Origin of the sequence: Stenotrophomonas maltophilia, assembly GCF_023518235.1 — a bacterium.
GTDB lineage: Bacteria > Pseudomonadota > Gammaproteobacteria > Xanthomonadales > Xanthomonadaceae > Stenotrophomonas.
Genome location: NZ_CP090423.1, coordinates 4515654 through 4533467 on the forward strand (window position 1 = coordinate 4515654; position 17814 = coordinate 4533467).

At 67.9% G+C, this 17814-nt stretch carries 14 protein-coding genes; 7 read left to right on the top strand and 7 right to left on the bottom strand.

Annotated features, from left to right (window positions below):
• Positions 1–59 precede the first annotated feature (59 nt).
• Positions 60–3587, top strand: coding sequence for a hybrid sensor histidine kinase/response regulator (locus tag LZ605_RS20965; protein WP_249843186.1), 3528 nt, complete (start codon positions 60–62; stop codon positions 3585–3587).
• Positions 3588–4005: 418 nt separating this feature from the next.
• On the opposite strand, the gene mdtD is transcribed toward LZ605_RS20965, so the two are convergent.
• From mdtD to LZ605_RS20990, 5 genes are all read right to left on the bottom strand, one after another.
• On the bottom strand, positions 4006–5415 hold the full coding sequence (mdtD, locus tag LZ605_RS20970) for a multidrug transporter subunit MdtD (RefSeq protein ID WP_107231230.1): 1410 nt from the start codon (positions 5413–5415) through the stop codon (positions 4006–4008).
• A 93-nt stretch (positions 5416–5508) separates the two neighbouring features.
• Positions 5509–6591 carry a uroporphyrinogen decarboxylase gene (gene hemE / locus LZ605_RS20975; RefSeq protein ID WP_249843187.1) on the bottom strand — a complete coding sequence of 361 codons (1083 nt, stop codon included), beginning with the start codon at positions 6589–6591 and terminating at the stop codon, positions 5509–5511.
• Between the two features lie 26 nt (positions 6592–6617).
• Positions 6618–6857 carry a WGR domain-containing protein gene (locus tag LZ605_RS20980; RefSeq protein WP_107231228.1) on the bottom strand — a complete coding sequence of 80 codons (240 nt, stop codon included), beginning with the start codon at positions 6855–6857 and terminating at the stop codon, positions 6618–6620.
• A 143-nt stretch (positions 6858–7000) separates the two neighbouring features.
• Complete coding sequence (aroB, locus tag LZ605_RS20985; protein WP_249843188.1) at positions 7001–8113, bottom strand: 3-dehydroquinate synthase; 1113 nt, start codon at positions 8111–8113, stop codon at positions 7001–7003.
• Positions 8110–8652 (bottom strand): shikimate kinase, encoded by a 543-nt coding sequence (locus tag LZ605_RS20990; protein ID WP_249843189.1) that lies wholly within the window; start codon positions 8650–8652, stop codon positions 8110–8112. Before LZ605_RS20990 ends, aroB begins: the two co-directional genes overlap by 4 nt.
• A 98-nt stretch (positions 8653–8750) precedes the next feature.
• Here LZ605_RS20990 and LZ605_RS20995 point away from each other — a divergent pair, with 98 nt between their 5' ends.
• Complete coding sequence (locus LZ605_RS20995) at positions 8751–8954, top strand: dodecin family protein (protein WP_107231225.1); 204 nt, start codon at positions 8751–8753, stop codon at positions 8952–8954.
• Positions 8955–8960: 6 nt separating this feature from the next.
• On the opposite strand, the gene LZ605_RS21000 is transcribed toward LZ605_RS20995, so the two are convergent.
• Positions 8961–9788: a kinase gene (locus tag LZ605_RS21000; protein WP_249843190.1), complete on the bottom strand. Its 828-nt coding sequence runs from the start codon at positions 9786–9788 to the stop codon at positions 8961–8963.
• Positions 9789–9828: 40 nt separating this feature from the next.
• On the opposite strand from LZ605_RS21000, the gene pdxH reads away from it, so the two are divergent.
• Together pdxH and LZ605_RS21010 are read left to right on the top strand one after the other, a co-directional pair.
• Positions 9829–10428, top strand: coding sequence for a pyridoxamine 5'-phosphate oxidase (gene pdxH, locus LZ605_RS21005; RefSeq protein WP_249843191.1), 600 nt, complete (start codon positions 9829–9831; stop codon positions 10426–10428).
• 190 nt (positions 10429–10618) lie between these two features.
• Positions 10619–11089 carry a DoxX family protein gene (locus LZ605_RS21010; RefSeq protein WP_107231222.1) on the top strand — a complete coding sequence of 157 codons (471 nt, stop codon included), beginning with the start codon at positions 10619–10621 and terminating at the stop codon, positions 11087–11089.
• A gap of 104 nt (positions 11090–11193) precedes the next feature.
• Here LZ605_RS21010 and prpR read toward each other — a convergent pair whose 3' ends face one another.
• Positions 11194–12777 carry a propionate catabolism operon regulatory protein PrpR gene (gene prpR / locus LZ605_RS21015; protein WP_249843192.1) on the bottom strand — a complete coding sequence of 528 codons (1584 nt, stop codon included), beginning with the start codon at positions 12775–12777 and terminating at the stop codon, positions 11194–11196.
• A 160-nt stretch (positions 12778–12937) separates the two neighbouring features.
• Here prpR and prpB point away from each other — a divergent pair, with 160 nt between their 5' ends.
• The 3 genes from prpB to acnD all read left to right on the top strand — a co-directional run bounded on the left by prpB (position 12938) and on the right by acnD (position 17741).
• The gene (gene prpB, locus LZ605_RS21020) at positions 12938–13831 is read left to right on the top strand and encodes a methylisocitrate lyase (RefSeq protein ID WP_249843193.1); all 894 of its coding nucleotides are present in this window, start codon (positions 12938–12940) and stop codon (positions 13829–13831) included.
• 36 nt (positions 13832–13867) lie between these two features.
• Entirely contained in the window at positions 13868–15025 is a 1158-nt protein-coding gene (gene prpC, locus LZ605_RS21025) for a bifunctional 2-methylcitrate synthase/citrate synthase (RefSeq protein ID WP_008265338.1), read from the top strand.
• Between the two features lie 97 nt (positions 15026–15122).
• Positions 15123–17741 carry a Fe/S-dependent 2-methylisocitrate dehydratase AcnD gene (gene acnD / locus LZ605_RS21030; RefSeq protein WP_249843194.1) on the top strand — a complete coding sequence of 873 codons (2619 nt, stop codon included), beginning with the start codon at positions 15123–15125 and terminating at the stop codon, positions 17739–17741.
• Positions 17742–17814 lie beyond the last annotated feature (73 nt).

The following is a 17814-nucleotide window of genomic DNA, read 5'->3' on the forward strand; positions in this document are numbered from 1 at the left end:
TTTACCATGCCGACGCCCGCTGTGCGGGCATCATCAGATCCAGCGTGAGGAGGCCATCGGTGGTGTATCTGCGGGCGGCGATGCTGCTGCTGGTCCTGCTGTGCTGCGTGTCGCCGGTTGCTGCACAGCCGGTGCCGCCGAGTCCGCGACAGGTGACGGTGTTCGATGGCCTGCCGTCCAACACGGTCAACCGCATGGCCGAAGACCGTTACGGCTACCTGTGGATCGCCACCAACGACGGCCTGGCCCGTTACGATGGGCGTACCTACCGGGTCTGGCGCTCGGAAGATGGCCTGCGCGACAACCGCATCTGGACGGTGCTGGTCGATGCCCGCAACCAGTTGTGGATTGGTACCGAGAATGCGGGCCTGGTACGGATGTCGGCCGACCGCCGCCAGCTGCACTTCTACGACCGCAGCAGCCAGCCTTTGATGGGGACCAACACGGTCTGGAGCCTGGCCAGCACGCCGGATGGCTCGATCTGGTTCGGCACCCATGAGGGCGGCCTGTACCGGCTGGACAGCCACGACCGCCTGCAGCGTTTCCTGCCCGAGCCGAACAACCCGCGCAGCCTGCCCTCATCGTCGGTGCCGTACCTGGCCACGCTGGCCGATGGCAGCCTCTGGATCGGCACCAAGCATGGTGTCGCGCGCTGGACCGGTACCGATTTCGAACGCGTCGGCGCTGACGTCATTCCCAGTCCGCTGATCAACGGGCTGACCACCGAGCCCGATGGCAGCCTGTGGATCAGCACCATGGCCGGTGCCACGGTGCGCCGTCCGGACGGTCGCTTCGAAGCACCGCCGTGGAAACTGCCGCCGGGCGAGCAGGTGCTGGGCATGATGCTGCGCGACGAGCAGGGAGGGCACTGGCTGGATACCCGCACCGGCCTGGGCCGCGCGGTCGATGGCCAGTACCAGACCGTGCCGCTGTACAGCGCGATCGCACGCGGTCCGGTCCGGCCCAACTGGACCGGCACCTACGAGGATCGGGAAGGCGGCATCTGGCTGGCGAGCACCAATGCCGGGCTGTGGCACCTGCTGCCGCGCTGGTGGCAGTTCTCCGTGCTGTCGCGCCTGGAGGATGACCCCAGCTCGCTGCGCAACGCGCTGGTGCTGGGTACCAGCGCTTCGCGCAATGGCGGCGTATGGACGGTCGGCGGGCACGGCGCGCTGGACCGCTTCGATCCCAGGACCGGCAAGGTCGAACAGCACCGGACCTGGGTCAATGGCATGCATTGGTTGACCTCGGTGCGCGAAGACCGCCACGGCCAGGTCTGGGTCGGTTCCACCGATGCCTTGATCCGCTACGACCCGCAACGGCGCGAGCTGCGCCGATGGGGGCGCGAGGCCGGCGCCGATGCCGCCATGGAAGGGGTGGTCGAGGCCCTGATGACCTGTGACGGCGACAGTCTCTGGCTGATGCTGCCTTCGGGCCTGCAGCAGCGTGACCTCGACGGACACGTGCAGCACCAGCTGGACAACGGTGAACGCGGATTGCAGCAGGGCCAGCTCAACCTCGATGTCGAATGCGGGCCGCAGGACCATATCTGGCTGGCCAGCAGCCGCGGACTGCTGCAGTGGCTGCCCGACAGCGGGCGCTTCCAGCCGGTGCCGGGCGCGCCGGCAACGGCCATCCATGCGCTGCATGTCGGTCGTGATGGCCAGGTCTGGCTGTCCGAGGATGGCCGCCTGTCGCGCTATCGCTGGAGCCAGGGCCGCCTGGAACGGCAGGCGGTGATCGGCGCGGAACAGGGATACCCGGCCATTTCCGCCTCCGGCCTGGTGGTTGATGGCCAGGGCGTGGCCTGGGCGACCAGTGCGCGCGGCCTGGTGCGGGTGAGTGCCGATGGCCAGAGCGTGCGTCTGTACGGCGTGCACGATGGTCTGCCCAGCCAGGAGTTCCGCGAACACACGTTGATCGCGGCGGCGGACGGCCATCTGGTGGCCGGTACCCCGGCCGGTGCGGTGGTGTTCGATCCGGCGCAGGTGCGGCCTTCGGTGCGGCGCGCGCCGCTGGTGATCGAGCGGGTGGAAGTGCGCCGCAATGAGCAGGTGCTGGACATGACCCACGATGCACCGTTGCAGATCGCCGACGGCGACCGCGACCTGCGCATCGTCGCGCGGCTGTTGTCCTTTGCCGATTCGGCGTCCAATACCTATCGCTACCGCTTGGCCGGCTACGACCCGGACTGGGTCGAAGTCGGGCCGGCCGGCGAGCGCCTGTTCTCGCGCCTGGCACCGGGCAGCTACCGGCTGGAAGTCCAGGCGCGCTCGGCCGACCACGTCTGGTCGCGGGTGCAGAGCCTGGAGTTCCGCGTGCAACCGCCCTGGTGGCGCAGCCTGTCCGGGCTGCTGGTGCTGGCGTCGATCGCCCTGCTGCTGACCAGCTGGTTTGCGTGGCTCTATCGCCGCCGCCTGCAACGCCGCCACGCCTATCAGCTGGCGTTGCACAAGCAGGAGCTGGCCGAACAGGCGTCGGCCGCCAAGACCCGTTTCCTGGCCAATCTGGGCCATGAGATCCGCACCCCGATGACCGGCGTGCTGGGCATGAGCGAACTGCTGCTGGCCTCGCCGCTGGACCCACAGCAGCGTGGCTACACCCAGTCGATCCGGCATGCCGGTGAGCACCTGCTGCATCTGGTCAACGATGCGCTGGATCTGGCACGGATCGAATCCGGGCGGCTGGAGCTGCAGTCCAAGCCGTTCGCGCTGAGCTGCCTGCTGCAGGATCTGGCCGCGCTGATGGGCCCGCTGGCGGCACAGAAGGGGTTGCACTTCAACCTGGACAACCAGCTGCCGGCAGGTCTGCATGCCACCGGCGATGCCATGCGGGTGCGGCAGATCCTGCTGAACCTGCTGTCCAACGCGGTCAAGTTCACCAGCCGCGGCACCATTACCCTGCACGCACGCAGCGACGGCGACCTGCGCGCGCTGCACTTCGAAGTGCGCGATACCGGACCGGGTATCAGCCAGGAACAACAGCAGCGCCTGTTCCGTCGTTTCGAACAGGCCGATGGCGCGCGCACCGCCGCACAGTACGGTGGCAGTGGCCTGGGACTGGCGATCTGCCGTGAGCTGGCGCAGGCGATGCAGGGCCGCATCCAGGTGGAGAGCCAGTTGGGGCGCGGCACCTGTTTCGGGGTGACGCTGCCGTTGCCGCTGGTGGTAGATACCGATTCCGAGACGGGCGCTGCAGCGGATCGCGATGAAGCCACGCGCCTGCCGCCGTTGCGGGTACTGCTGGTGGAAGACGATGCCACCGTGGCCGACGTCATGCGCGGATTGTTGAGTGCGCGTGGCCATGAGGTGGTGCATGCGGGGCACGCGCTGGCGGCGCTGCGTGAGATCAGTGCCGGTGACTTCGACGTCGGTCTGCTCGACCTGGACCTGCCGGGTCTGAGTGGTTTCGAGCTGGCCCAGCATCTGCGCAACCAGGGCTACATGCTGCCGCTGCTGGCGGTGACCGCGCGCACCGATCCGGACCTGCAGCAGCAGGTGGAGGCGGCCGGCATCGGCGGTTTCCTGCGCAAGCCGGTGACCGGTGAGTTGCTGGTGGAAGCGATTGCCAGGGTCATGGGGCGGTAGGGAGTTCGGCAGGGCCTGCGGCCCTGCACCTGCTGCAAGCCGGAACAAGAGCAACAGCCGAAGCAAAAGCTGGCTTCCTGTGGGATGGCGGGGTGGATCCGGTTGCGGGAGACGCCGTAAACCCATCGATGGGGGCTTGGCCGCGGCATCCATGCGGCGGACACTCCCGCAACCGGACCCACCCCGCCCTTGACAGGATTCTGCGATCTACCAGCCGTCACCGGGAAACTGTCGGGGGCGGTGCGGTGTGGGGCTGCAGGACCGTTGGCGCCATGGATGGCGCCATCGAGTCCCCAGGGATGGGTTTACGGCGTGTCCTGCAGCCCCACACCCTACCGCCCAGCGCACGGCATTCACAGAGCCGGCTGTTGCTCTGGCTTGTAGCAGGTGCAGGGCCGCAGGCCCTGCCGAACCACCCTCACTCCGCGACGTGCTCGACCTGCCGTGGTTCCGGCTTGGTGTCGGGCAGCTGCCAGAAGATCATCGTCGAGGTCAGCGTGATCGCGCCCACGCACAGGAAGGTGGCATGCAACGCCGCCGTGGCATCGGTGCTGTCCAGGTGATTGCCGAACGCGGCCAGCAGGCTGCCGGCTGCGGCGGCGCCGAAACCGGCCGCCAGCATCATCACCATCGACAGCAGGCTGTTGCCGGAACTGGCGAACTCGCGGTCCAGGTCACGCAGGGTCACGGTGTTCATCACGGTGAACTGCAGCGAATTGACCGCGCCGAAGAACGCCAGCTGCAGCAGCCGCAGCGCCAGGTGCTGGCCCGGTGTCATCAGGATGAAGCTGGCCATCGCCAGCCCGACCAGCACCGTGTTGACCATCAATACGCGGCGGTAGCCGAAACGTTCGACCAGCTTCACCGCCAGCTGCTTGGAGACCATGCCGGCGGCCGCCACCGGTACCATCATCAGGCCTGCATTCATCGGGCCCAGGCCCAGGCCGACCTGGAGCAGCAGCGGGATCAGCATCGGCATGGCGCTGCTGCCGATGCGCGAGAACAGGTTGCCGAGAATGCCGATGCGGTAGCTGGGCACGCGGAACAGCGCCAGCGAGAACAACGGCGCGGTTGAATTGGCCGCATGCAGCCAGTAGCCGACCAGTGCTGCCAGGCCGGCCACGGTCATCAGCATCACCAGCGCGTGCGGCGTTCCCAGCCCGGAAATGCCGTCCAGCGCCAGTGACAGCACCACCATCGCAAAGGCCAGCATGATGTAGCCGCGCAGGTCGAAGCGGGTGCGATGGCTGGCGTAGTGGTCGGGCATGATTTTCATCGCGGCGATGAAACCGATCACGCCGATCGGCAGGTTGATCAGGAACACCCAGTGCCATGAGGCAATCTCGACCAGCCAGCCGCCCAGGGTCGGGCCGATCAGCGGGCCGACCAGCGCCGGGATGGCGATGAAGCTCATGGCACGCAGGAAATCCTCGCGTGGCACCGAGCGCATCACCGCCAGCCGGCCGACCGGCAGCAGCATCGCGCCGCCGATGCCCTGCAGCACGCGCGCGCCGACCAGCTGGTGCAGGTGCTGGGCCAGCGCGCAGGCGAGCGAGCCGAGGGTGAACAGGATGATGGCCAGCAGGAAGGTGCGGCGGGTGCCGTAGCGGTCGGCGATCCAGCCGGAAGCGGGGATGAAGGTTGCCACCGCCAACGCATAGCTGAACACCACCGACTGCATCTGCAGCGGGCTTTCGCCCAGGCTGGCCGCCATCGCCGGCAATGCCGTGTTGACGATGGTCGAGTCCAGCATCTGCATGAAGATCGCCAAGGACACCAGCCACAGCAGGGGACGGTGGCGGTTGTAGGTCGATGACGATGTGGGCATGGCGTGTGGCCGGTGCAGCGTGGGGGCGCCATGATCGCGCAAACCGGGTCACGGTGCGATCAACGTCGCACCGTGACGCTTGCGGCGCTTGTTTCAGCGCTGGCTGTGTGCGTGCACCGCGTCGACCAGGACCTGCACGTGGGCCGGGTCCATGTCCGGCGACATGCCATGGCCGAGGTTGAACACATGGCCCTCGCGCGAACCCCCGTTGCCGGCGGCATAGGTATCGAGCACGCGCGCGGCGGCGGCGGCGATCGCATCCGGCGAGGCGTACAGGGTGGTCGGGTCGAGGTTGCCCTGCAGAGCGACGCGGCCGCCGGTGCGGCGCATCGCTTCATCCAGGTCCAACGTCCAGTCCAGGCCCAGGGCATCGGCGCCGGTCTGCGACAGTGCTTCCAGGTGCAGGCCGGTGCCCTTGCCGAACAGGATCAGCGGCGTGCGTTCGCTGCCTTGGCCACGCTCCAGGCCTTCGGCGATGCGCTGCAGGTAGCGCAGCGAGAACTCGCGGTACATCGCCGGCGACAGCACACCGCCCCAGGTGTCGAACACCTGCAGCGCCTGCGCACCGGCCGCACGCTGCGCGCTGAGGTAGGCGATCACCGCCTCGGTGGTGACCTCCAGCAGGCGGTGCAACGCCTGCGGGTGGTTCAGCGCCATCGCCTTGATGCGCGCGAAGTCCTTGCTGCCACCGCCTTCGACCATGTAGCAGGCCAGCGTCCACGGGCTGCCGGAGAAACCGATCAGCGGCACCTGGCCGTCCAGTTCGCGGCGGATCAGCCGCACCGCGTCCATCACATAGCCCAGGTCCTGCTCCATGTCCGGCACCGCCAGCCTGGCGATGGCCGCTTCATCGCGCACCGGGTGGCGGAACTTGGGGCCTTCGCCTTCGACGAAGTACAGCTCCAGGCCCATTGCGTCGGGAATGGTGAGGATGTCCGAGAACAGGATGGCCGCGTCCAGCGGGAAGCGGCGCAGCGGTTGCAGGGTGACTTCGCAGGCGATCTCCGGGGTCTTGGCCATTGCCAGGAAGCTGCCGGCCTTGGCCCGGGTCGCGCGGTATTCCGGCAGGTAGCGGCCGGCCTGGCGCATCAGCCAGACGGGCGTGCAATCCACCGGTTCGCGGCGCAGGGCGCGCAGCAGGCGATCGTTGCGGAGAGGGCTGGTCACGATGGGCATTCCTTGGACGAAAGTGGGCAGCGGCGTCAGTCGCCGTGCGAAAGGATCTGGAAGCCGCGATGCAGTTCGGCATCGCGGGCCTTCTCGAAGGCATGTCGGGCATCGTCGGCCTGCAGGAACAGCTCACGCCGCAGCTGCGAGCGGCCACCGACGCGGCCGCTCTCGCGCAGCAGCTCCCAGCCGCCGAACAGGTCCGGCTGCAGGTTCAGGCGCAGGAAGCGCGGTGCCTGCGCACCGGCGTCGGGATGTTGCAGGTAGACGTGCATGGCGCCGATTGTAGCGGGGCCAGGGTGACCCCGGCCGCAACGCGGTCGTGCCGGCCGCTGGCCGGCAATCCTGCCGCGCAGCCCGGTAGTGCCGGCCGCTGGCCGGCTTCCCCGTTGCTGAAGTTGCCGGCCAGCGGCCGGCACTACCGCACCGACAGCACCTTCAGCACCGCCGCCTCATCCACGTCCGGCACCACTTCGGCGCGGCCCATGCCCCGCCACAGCACCAGGCGCAGGCGGCCGGCCACGTTCTTCTTGTCCAGCCGCATGCGGCCGAGCAGGGCCTGCGGGTCCAGCCCGGCCGGGATCGTCACCGGCAAACCGAGGCGTTCCAGCAGTGCCTGCAGGCGCGCGCGGTCGGCATCGTCGGCCAGGCCCAGGTCGGTCGACAGCTGCGCGGCCAGCACCATGCCCACCGCCACCGCCTCACCATGGTTCAGCGCATCGCGGCCGGGGGCCGAGTAACCCTGTTCGGTCTCGATGGCGTGGCCGAAGGTGTGGCCGAGGTTGAGCAGGGCACGCTCGCCCTTCTCGAACGGGTCACGCTCGACGATGGCGGCCTTGTGCCGGCAGCTGCGCGCGATGGCTTCGGAAAGCACCGCATCCTCACCGGCCAGCAGCGCATCGGCATGCTGCTGCAGCCACTCGAAGAACACCGCATCGCCCAGCGCGCCGTACTTCACCACTTCGGCCAGGCCGGCACGCAGCTCGCGCGGCGGCAGGGTGGCCAGCACGCGGGTGTCAGCGATCACCGCGCGCGGCGGATGGAAAGCGCCGACCAGGTTCTTGCCGGCCGGGATGTCGACGGCGGTCTTGCCGCCCACCGACGAATCGACCATCGCCAGCAGCGTGGTCGGCAGCTGCACGCAGTCCACGCCGCGCATCCAGCAGGCCGCAGCGAAACCGGCCAGATCGCCGACCACGCCGCCGCCGAGGGCGAACACGCAGGCATCGCGGGTGGCGCCGAGCGCGGCCAGCGCTTCGATCGCGTGGCCGAATTCGGCCAGGGTCTTGGAGGCTTCACCGGCAGCCAGCACGTGCTCGCCGATGATCAGGTCCGGGCGTGCGGCCAGCAGCGTCTGCTTCACCGCCGCCAGGTAGCGCGGCGCCACTTCGCTGTCGCTGAGCAGCAGCACGTGACGGCCGCGCACATGCGAGGCCAGCGCAGTGCCGTCGGCCTGTGCACCGGCGCCGATGGTGATGGAGTAGGGGCGGTCGCCGCCAACGGCGACCTGCAGCAGAGCGGGGGAGGTCATGCGGTCAGGTCCTGGCGCTGCCATTGCGTGGCCAGCTTGACCACCAGCTGGGCGGTCGCATCGGCAGCGGTGTAGGGGTCGGTATCGAGAGTGAGGTCGGCCAGCTCGCGGTAGAGCGGGTCGCGGTGCGCGGCCAGGTCATGCAGCACCTGCTCGCGGTCCGGGCGTTGCAGCAGCGGCCGGCCCTTGTCGCGGGCCAGCCGTTCCAGTTGTGCGGTCACGCTGACCCGCAGGTAGACCACGAAGCCGCGCTGGGCGATCAGGGCACGGTTGCCCGGATCGAGCACCGCGCCGCCACCGGTGGAAACCAGCTGGCCGCGGCCTGCCAGCACGTGGGCCAGCGCCTCGCGTTCGTGGGCGCGGAAGCCGGTTTCCCCGGAGTGCTCGAAAATGGTCGGAATGCTGGCGCCGGCGGCGTCGACGATGGCCTGGTCGACATCGACGAAGTCCAGCGTGAAGCGCTCGGCGAGGCGGCGGCCGATGCAGGTTTTGCCGGCGCCCATCGGGCCGATCAGGATCAGGTTCGGAGCAGGATTCATGCCCTCTGATGCTAACACCTCCATGCCCCGGCCTTTACGTTCTTCACGTCAGGGTGGTGGTTCCTGCGGGGGTTCCCGCGCCAGCCGGAGTACAGCCCATGTCGGTCGCCAAGGTCATCGAAATCACCGCCTCCTCGCCGAAAAGTGTCGAGGACGCCGTACGCAGCGGTTTGAAGAAGGTCTCCGAGACGGTCAAGGGCATCCAGGGCGCCTGGGTGAACGAGACCAAGGTGGTGACCAACGGCAGCGGCGAGATCACCGAATGGCGGGTCAACCTGCGGGTGACCTTCCTGGTCGAATAAGTGCGTTCAGCGCAGTGCCTGCACCTGGCGCTGGCCGTCCAGCACCACCACGTGGTCGGCCAGCGCCGGCAAGGCCTGCAGCGCCTGCCGGCTGACCCGCTCGTAGTACTGCACGAAGCGCTCCAGCTGTGGCCGGCTCATGCCGTGCCGGCCCGGCTGTGCGGCCTGCAGGTTCTGCTCCTGCTGCCAGCGCCAGCGCGGCACCACCGAAAAATCCGGCGGCTGCAGGAACCACAGGCGGTCGCAGCGCTGCCACAGCGCCGGGTAGTCGCGGGCCAGCGCCTGGTTGCACCAGCGACGCCAGCGGCCGTCGGCGTCGGCTTCGCGTTCCAGTGCGTTCAGCGGGCTGTGCAGCGCGTCGTCGGCCTGCGCCGGCGTGCCCAGGAACCAGCCTTCGAACACCAGCAGATCGAGCGGCCGTTCAATTCGCGGCCACTGCGCCTGGGGCAGGCGCTCGTCGGCCAGCTTGTCGAAGCGGGGCAGGGCGAAGGGGTGCCGCGCGGCCACTGCGTCGAGCACGGCGTGGGCCAGTGGCAGGTCATGGGTGCCGGGTGGGCCACGGGTGATCAGCAGCGGATGCACCTGGCGGGCCAGCCGCTGGCGCTGGGCGCGGGTCAGGTAGACGTCATCGATGGACAGCGTCGCCGCGTTGAGGCCGCGCGCCTGTGCGCGCGCCACCACCTGTGCGGCCAGCGTCGATTTGCCGCTCCCCTGCAGGCCGCTGATCGCCAATACTGGAACCGCTGCGCCGCTGCCCAGCGCATCGTCCAGCGCCTGTTCGGCCAATGTTTCGGGGAATCCTTTCACCTGGGGCATATACGCAGCAGCGGCCATGCAGCCACAATAGCCCAATCCGTGTGAGAAGAACGCAATCATGAGCGACCTGTACGCCGAAGCCCTGTCCACGTTTGCCGGCCTGTTCGAAGAGGCCAAACAGAGCCGCGAGGTCGAGCCGAACGCGATGACCGTGGCCACCGCCGATACGCATGGCCGCCCCTCGGCGCGCACCGTGTTGCTGAAGGCGTTCGACGAGCGCGGCTTCGTGTTCTACACCCACCTGGACAGCCACAAGGGGCGGGAACTGCAGGCCAATCCGCAGGCCGCGCTGCTGTTCCTGTGGCGCAGCCTGCGCGAGGCCGGCATCCAGGTGCGCATCGAAGGCCGTGTCGAGCAGGTCGCCGATGCCGAAGCCGATGCCTATTTCGCCAGCCGCCCGCGCATGAGCCAGATCGGTGCGTGGGCCTCGCAGCAGTCGAAGACGCTGGCGACGCGCGAAGAGTTCGATGCGCGCGTGGCGGAGGTCGAGGCACGTTTCGAGGGCAAGGAGGTGCCGCGTCCGGACGGCTGGAGTGGTCTGCGCGTGGTGCCCGACCGCATCGAGTTCTGGTACGGCGCGCAGTTCCGCCTGCACGAGCGCTGGTGCTATGAAGCCGGTGCCGAAGGGCGCTGGAGCAAGCGCCTGCTGTACCCGTAAGGCGGGATGGTGATGCTGGGGCTGCTGTAGAGCCGAGCCCATGCTCGGCTGCTCTTGGCGGCAGAGCGACCGCCGTCGAGCAAGCTCGACGCTACGGAGTGGGGTGTCGTGAACGGACCGGCCTGCTTCATCTGCGAGCAGGTCGCTGGCAGGCACACTCCGGCCGATGCCCTCGATCTGCGGAGTTGCCATGCCTGCCTGGCGTTGCCTGTTTGCCGTGCCGCCGCCGCGCCGCGGCGTGGAAGCGTTGCTGTTGTTGCTGGCCCGCATCGTGGCCGGGGTGATGTTCTGCGTCTCCGGCTGGAACAAGGTGTTCACCGATGCGGGGCGCGAGCGCATGGTGCATACGCTGGTCGAGGCGGGCATCCCGTTTCCGGTGTTCAGTGCGCCGGTGCTCGGGGCCATTGAATGGATTGCCGGTGGCCTGTTGGTGCTGGGCCTGTTGAGCCGCCCGTCGGCCCTGCTGCTGGCGGCGATCTGCGCGGTGGCGGCGCTGACCGACGGCATCGCGCGCATTCCGGCCGGGCTGGGCGTGCTGGATTGGCTGAGCTGGTTCTTCTATCTGAGCGAAGTGCCGCTGGGCGTGCTGTTGCTGTGGATTGCAGCGGTGGGCAGTGGCCGCTTCGCCTTCGACGCGCGCCGTCGCGCGCAGCTTCTGTAGCGTCGAGCTTGCTCGACTGCTCCTCCTGTAGAGCCGCGCCATGCTCGGCTGATTTTCCCCAGTCGAGCATGGCTCGACTCTACATAAGTCGAGCAAGCTCGACGCTACAGGCCCTCCGCGCGCAGCCAACGCCACAGCGTGGTGCGTGATACGCCCAGCGCTTGGGCCATGCCCTCGCGGTCATTGCGGTGTTCCTGCAGCAGTGCTTCCAGCTGTGCACGCGGCGGGCGCTTGCCGTTGCTTTCCAGCGGCAGTGCCGTCGCGCCTTCGCTTGTCAGCTCGGGCGCAAGCTGCCGCAGTCGCGCCGCGTCGATCTGCCCTTCACCGGGCTGCCAATGGATGCGCAGGCGATCCATCAGGTTGCGCAGCTCACGCACATTGCCCGGCCACTCGGCGGCGGTCAGCACCGCTAGGGCATCTTCATCCAGCGGCGCATCGACGCCACGCAGCTGGCGGAAGAAATGCTGGGCCAGCAGCGGGATGTCACAGCGCCGTGCACGCAGCGGCGGCAGGGCGATGCGCAGTGCCGCCAGCCGGTAATACAGGTCGCGACGGAAGCTGCCCGCTGCCGCGCGCTGCTCCAGTGATTGCAGCGTGGCTGCCACCACGCGCAGGTCGACCGGGGTGGGTTCGGTGGCGCCCACGCGCAGCACTTCGCGCTCTTCCAGCACCCGCAGCAGGCGGGTCTGCAGCGGCAGCGGCAGTTCGCCGATCTCATCCAGGAACAGCGTGCCGCCGTCGGCGGCCTCAACCAGGCCGACACGACCGCCGCGACGTGCGCCTGTGAACGCGCCATCGCTGTAGCCGAACAGCTCGGCCTCCAGCAGCGATTCACTGATCGCACCGCAGTTCAGCGCGACGAAGCGGCCGCGTCGGCCACTGCCCGCATGCAGCTGGCGTGCGACCAGCTCCTTGCCGGTGCCGGTTTCGCCGGTGACCAGCACGGTGCTGTCATGCGGTGCATACAGCGCGATCTGCGCGCGCACCTGCGCCATCGCCTCGCTGTCGCCGAGCAGGGCGTGGGCATCGTTGCCTGGTGTGGCGCGGCGGCGCGGCGCGGGCCGGCTGCCGCCAGAGCGGGCCAGGGTCTGGGTCAGTTCCAGTGCGTGCTCGAACGCCTGCCGTACCGAATCGGCCGAGTACAGCAGCACGCCCGGCAGGCCGGCTTGTTCGGCGTGGTCGATGGCCATGCCGGTGCCGACGATCACCTCGATACCGTTGGCGCGCAGGTCGGCGATGCAGTCGCGCGCATCCTCGCGGGTGACGAAGCGGCGATGCTCGATGTCCAGCCCGAAGCTCTGCTGGAAGTTGCTGAACACCGGCACGTCGCTGGCGTGGGTGACCAGGCCGATACGGCTGGCGATGCGCCGTGCCCGCGCCAGCGCCTCCATCAGGTCGAAGCCGTTGGCCTGGATCGGCACAAGTGGCAGTTCCAGCCGGCTGCGCAGCCAGGCGGCGTTGGAGCCACCGGCAATCACCACGTCGCAATGCTCGCGGCGCAGGCGCTGGCCGATCACCGACACCGCGTCCTCGAATCCGAGATTGATCTGCTCGATGCGCGCGCGGCGGTCGAATTCGGGAATGACATCGCCGAGCAGACCGGTCAGGCGCGAGACGCTGACCGTCCAGATCACCGGACGGCCCGGGTCGGCATCGGCGTGGCGCAGCGGGGAGCGGGGCAGGTACATGGCGGCGGGGAGGGGGGGCGGGAGCGATGTTTCATGATACATCTGTTTCAATGTTTCATTCGTTTCAGTGCTGTAGTCCGGTCATCCCCGTGAAATCAACGGCTTGCAGCTTGGCATGGTGTTTGCACCCACCTACCCGTTCTCCAAACTGGATTGCCGCATGACTGCTTCCACTCCATTCTCTGCCGGTGCCCGCTTCCGTGAGGCGCTGGCTGCCGAATCGCCGCTGCAGGTGATCGGCGCGATCAACGCCAACCACGCGCTGCTGGCCAAGCGCGCCGGGTTCCGCGCCATCTACCTGTCCGGCGGCGGTGTCGCTGCCGGTTCGCTGGGCCTGCCGGACCTGGGCATCAACACCCTGGAAGACGTGCTGATCGACGTGCGCCGCATCACCGATGTCTGCGACCTGCCGCTGATGGTGGACATCGACACCGGCTTCGGCCCGAGCGCGTTCAACATCACGCGCACCGTGAAGTCGCTGATCAAGGCCGGCGCGGCCGCCTGCCACATCGAAGACCAGGTCGGCGCCAAGCGCTGCGGTCACCGCCCGGGCAAGGAAATCGTCTCGCAGGGTGAAATGGTCGATCGCGTGAAGGCCGCTGCCGATGCCAAGACCGATCCGGACTTCTTCCTGATCGCGCGCACCGACGCCATCCAGGTGGACGGCGTGGACAAGGCCATCGAGCGTGCCATCGCCTGCGTCGAGGCCGGCGCCGACGGCATCTTCGCCGAGGCCGCCTACGACCTGGACACCTACCGTCGCTTTGTCGACGCGGTGAAGGTGCCGGTGCTGGCGAACATCACCGAATTCGGTGCCACCCCGCTGTTCAGCCGCGATGAACTGGCCTCGGCCGGCGTCGCCATCCAGCTGTTCCCGCTGTCGGCGTTCCGCGCCGCCAACAAGGCCGCAGAGAACGTCTACCAGGCGGTGCGCCGCGATGGCCACCAGCGCAACGTGGTGGAGACCATGCAGACCCGCGAAGAACTCTACGACCGCATCGGCTACCACGCCTTCGAGCAGCAGCTTGATGCACTGTTCGCCGCCAAGAAATAAGCAGTACCCTGCACCATCAAGTTTTCGGAGGGAAACATGAACGATACGACCGCAACCCCGACCTTCAAGCCGAAGAAGTCCGTCGCCCTGTCCGGCACCGCTGCCGGCAACACCGCGCTGTGCAGCGTGGGCCGCAGTGGCAACGACCTGCACTACCGCGGCTATGACATCCTGGACCTGGCCAACACCAGCGAATTCGAGGAAATCGCCTACCTGCTGGTGCACGGCAAGCTGCCGACCCGAGCCGAGCTGGTCTCGTACAAGGCCAAGCTGAAGTCGCTGCGTGGCATTCCGGCCGCAGTGAAGGCCGCACTGGAAGAACTGCCGCCGTCGGCGCACCCGATGGACGTGATGCGCACCGGCGTATCCGTGCTCGGCTGCGTGGCACCGGAGAAGGATGACCACAACCATCCGGGCGCGCGCGACATCGCCGACAAGCTGATGGCCTGCCTCGGCTCGATGCTGCTGTACTGGTACCACTGGAGCCACAACGGCCGCGCCATCGACGTGGAAACCGACGACGACTCGATCGGTGGCCACTTCCTGCACCTGCTGCACGGCGAAAAGCCGCAGGATTCGTGGGTGAAGGCGATGCACACCTCGCTGATCCTGTACGCCGAGCACGAGTTCAACGCCTCCACCTTCACCTGCCGCGTCATCGCCGGCACCGGCAGCGACATGTACAGCGCGATCTGCGGTGGCATCGGCGCACTGCGTGGCCCGAAGCACGGCGGCGCCAACGAAGTGGCGTTCGAAGTGCAGAAGCGCTACGACAACCCGGATGAGGCCGAGGAAGACATCAAGGCCCGCGTCGAGCGCAAGGAAGTGGTGATCGGTTTCGGTCACCCGGTCTACACCGTCTCTGACCCGCGCAACAAGGTGATCAAGGACGTGGCCCGCGAGCTGTCCGAAGAACAGTCCAGCATGAAGATGTACGACATTGCCGAGCGCCTGGAGTCGGTGATGTGGGACATCAAGAAGATGTTCCCGAACCTGGACTGGTTCAGCGCCGTCAGCTACCACATGATGGGCGTGCCGACCGCGATGTTCACCCCGCTGTTCGTGATCGCACGCACCGCCGGCTGGAGCGCGCACATCGTCGAGCAGCGCATCGACGGCAAGATCATCCGCCCGAGCGCCAACTACATCGGCCCGGAAGACCGCGACTTCGTCGCCATCGACAAGCGCGTCTGATCCACCCGCTGTACCCATCCGGCCGGCTCTGCGCCGGCCGGATGCATTCGCCGCCGCATTGCCGGCACCCGGCCCGCCCCAAGTACTCCGCCAGCCCATGAATACCGATTACCGCAAGAACCTCCCCGGCAGCACGCTGGACTATTTCGATGCGCGTGCCGCCGTCGATGCGATCCAGCCCGGCGCCTATGCCGCGCTGCCGTACACCTCGCGCGTGCTGGCCGAGAACCTGGTACGCCGCTGCGATCCGGCCACGTTGGCCGCTTCGCTGACGCAGCTGATCGAGCGCCGTCGCGACCTCGATTTCCCGTGGTTCCCGGCACGCGTGGTCTGCCACGACATCCTGGGCCAGACTGCGCTGGTGGACCTGGCCGGCCTGCGTGATGCGATCGCCGACAAGGGCGGCGACCCGGCCAAGGTCAATCCGGTGGTGCCGGTACAGCTGATCGTCGATCACTCGCTGGCGGTGGAGTGCGGTGGTTTCGATCCGCAGGCGTTCGAGAAGAACCGCGCCATTGAAGACCGCCGCAACGAAGACCGCTTCCACTTCATCGACTGGACCAAGCTGGCGTTCCAGAACGTGGATGTGATTCCGCCGGGCAACGGTATCATGCACCAGATCAACCTGGAGAAGATGTCGCCGGTGGTCTACGTGCAGGACGGCGTGGCGTTCCCGGATACCTGCGTCGGTACCGACAGCCATACCCCGCACGTGGACGCGCTGGGCGTGATCGCCATTGGCGTGGGCGGCCTGGAAGCGGAGAACGTGATGCTCGGCCGCGCCTCGTGGATGCGCCTTCCGGACATCATCGGTGTCGAGCTGAGCGGCCGGCCGCAGCCGGGCATCACGGCCACCGACGTGGTGCTGGCGCTGACCGAGTTCCTGCGCAAGGAACGCGTGGTCGGTGCGTACCTTGAATTCTTCGGCGAGGGTGCCGCGGCACTGACCATCGGTGACCGCGCCACCATCTCCAACATGTGTCCGGAATACGGTGCCACTGCGGCGATGTTCTACATCGATCAGCAGACCATCGACTATCTGCGCCTGACCGGCCGCGAAGAGTCGCAGGTGGCGCTGGTGGAGAAATACGCGCGCAGCACCGGCCTGTGGGCCGATGCGCTGGCCACCGCGCAGTACGAGCGCGTGCTGCGCTTCGACCTGTCCAGCGTGGTGCGCAACATGGCCGGGCCGAGCAATCCGCATCGCCGTCTGCCGGTGTCCGAGCTGGCCGAGCGCGGCATTGCCGATGAAGCCAAGCTGGAAGCCGGCAAGGCCGAACAGGCCCAGGGCCTGATGCCCGATGGCGCGGTGATCATCGCCGCCATCACCAGCTGCACCAACACCTCCAACCCGCGCAACGTGATCGCTGCCGGCCTGCTGGCGCGCAAGGCCAATGAACGCGGCCTGCTGCGCAAGCCGTGGGTGAAGTCGTCGCTGGCACCGGGCTCGAAGGCAGTGCAGCTGTACCTGGAAGAGGCCGGCCTGCTGCCGGACCTGGAGAAGCTCGGCTTCGGCATCGTCGCCTTCGCCTGCACCACCTGCAACGGCATGAGCGGCGCGCTGGACCCGGCAATCCAGCAGGAGATCATCGACCGCGATCTGTATTCGACGGCCGTGCTGTCGGGCAACCGCAACTTCGACGGCCGCATCCACCCGTACGCGAAGCAGGCCTTCCTGGCCTCGCCGCCGCTGGTGATCGCCTACGCCATTGCCGGCACCGTGCGTTTCGACATCGAGAAGGACGTGCTGGGTGTGGACGTCGATGGCAACGAGGTGCGCCTGAAGGACATCTGGCCGAGCGATGCGGAGATCGACGCCGTGGTCAAGGCGGCGGTGAAGCCGGAGCAGTTCCGCAAGGTCTACAACCCGATGTTCAACGTGCGCGTGGAGCATGGCGCGGCGGTCAGCCCGCTGTACGACTGGCGCCCGCAGAGCACCTACATCCGCCGCCCGCCGTACTGGGAGGGAGCACTGGCCGGTGAACGCACGTTGGCCGGCATGCGCGCGCTGGCGGTACTGCCGGACAACATCACCACCGATCACCTGTCGCCGTCCAACGCGATCCTGGCTTCCAGCGCCGCCGGCGAATACCTGGCGAAGATGGGCCTGCCGGAAGAAGACTTCAATTCCTACGCCACCCACCGCGGTGACCACCTGACTGCGCAGCGCGCCACCTTCGCCAATCCGAAACTGTTCAACGAGATGGTGCGCAACGACGACGGCAGTGTGAAGCAGGGCTCGCTGGCGCGCGTGGAGCCGGAAGGCAAGGTGATGCGCATGTGGGAGGCGATCGAGACCTACATGGAGCGCAAGCAGCCGCTGATCATCATCGCCGGTGCCGACTACGGTCAGGGCAGCTCGCGTGACTGGGCCGCCAAGGGCGTGCGCCTGGCCGGCGTGGAAGCGATCGTGGCCGAGGGCTTCGAACGCATCCACCGCACCAACCTGATCGGCATGGGCGTGCTGCCGCTGGAGTTCAAGCCGGGCACCACCCGCCTGACTCTGGGCATCGACGGCACCGAGACCTTCGACGTGGTCGGCGAGCGTACCCCGCGCGCCGACCTGACCCTGGTCATCCACCGCCGCGACGGCCAGGACGTGATCGTGCCGGTCACCTGCCGCCTGGACAGCGACGAGGAAGTAGCGATCTACGAAGCCGGCGGCGTGCTGCAGCGCTTCGCCCAGGACTTCCTGGAAGGCGCCAAGGTGGCGTAAGGCAGCTGGTGTCTACCTTGTGTCGAGTTGCCGCCATGCTGGCTTCGGCCCGCATGGCGGTGGTCACAGAGGA

Bases quoted from the DNA above. Each gene is read 5' to 3' on its own strand.
- mdtD (WP_107231230.1), bottom strand. From the start codon at position 5,415: ATGCCCACATCGTCATCGACCTACAACCGCCACCGTCCCCTGCTGTGG.
- hemE (WP_249843187.1), bottom strand. From the start codon at position 6,591: ATGCCCATCGTGACCAGCCCTCTCCGCAACGATCGCCTGCTGCGCGCC.
- LZ605_RS20980 (WP_107231228.1), bottom strand. From the start codon at position 6,857: ATGCACGTCTACCTGCAACATCCCGACGCCGGTGCGCAGGCACCGCGC.
- aroB (WP_249843188.1), bottom strand. From the start codon at position 8,113: ATGACCTCCCCCGCTCTGCTGCAGGTCGCCGTTGGCGGCGACCGCCCC.
- LZ605_RS20990 (WP_249843189.1), bottom strand. From the start codon at position 8,652: ATGAATCCTGCTCCGAACCTGATCCTGATCGGCCCGATGGGCGCCGGC.
- LZ605_RS20995 (WP_107231225.1), top strand. From the start codon at position 8,751: ATGTCGGTCGCCAAGGTCATCGAAATCACCGCCTCCTCGCCGAAAAGT.
- LZ605_RS21000 (WP_249843190.1), bottom strand. From the start codon at position 9,788: ATGGCCGCTGCTGCGTATATGCCCCAGGTGAAAGGATTCCCCGAAACA.
- pdxH (WP_249843191.1), top strand. From the start codon at position 9,829: ATGAGCGACCTGTACGCCGAAGCCCTGTCCACGTTTGCCGGCCTGTTC.
- LZ605_RS21010 (WP_107231222.1), top strand. From the start codon at position 10,619: ATGCCTGCCTGGCGTTGCCTGTTTGCCGTGCCGCCGCCGCGCCGCGGC.
- prpR (WP_249843192.1), bottom strand. From the start codon at position 12,777: ATGTACCTGCCCCGCTCCCCGCTGCGCCACGCCGATGCCGACCCGGGC.
- prpB (WP_249843193.1), top strand. From the start codon at position 12,938: ATGACTGCTTCCACTCCATTCTCTGCCGGTGCCCGCTTCCGTGAGGCG.
- prpC (WP_008265338.1), top strand. From the start codon at position 13,868: ATGAACGATACGACCGCAACCCCGACCTTCAAGCCGAAGAAGTCCGTC.
- acnD (WP_249843194.1), top strand. From the start codon at position 15,123: ATGAATACCGATTACCGCAAGAACCTCCCCGGCAGCACGCTGGACTAT.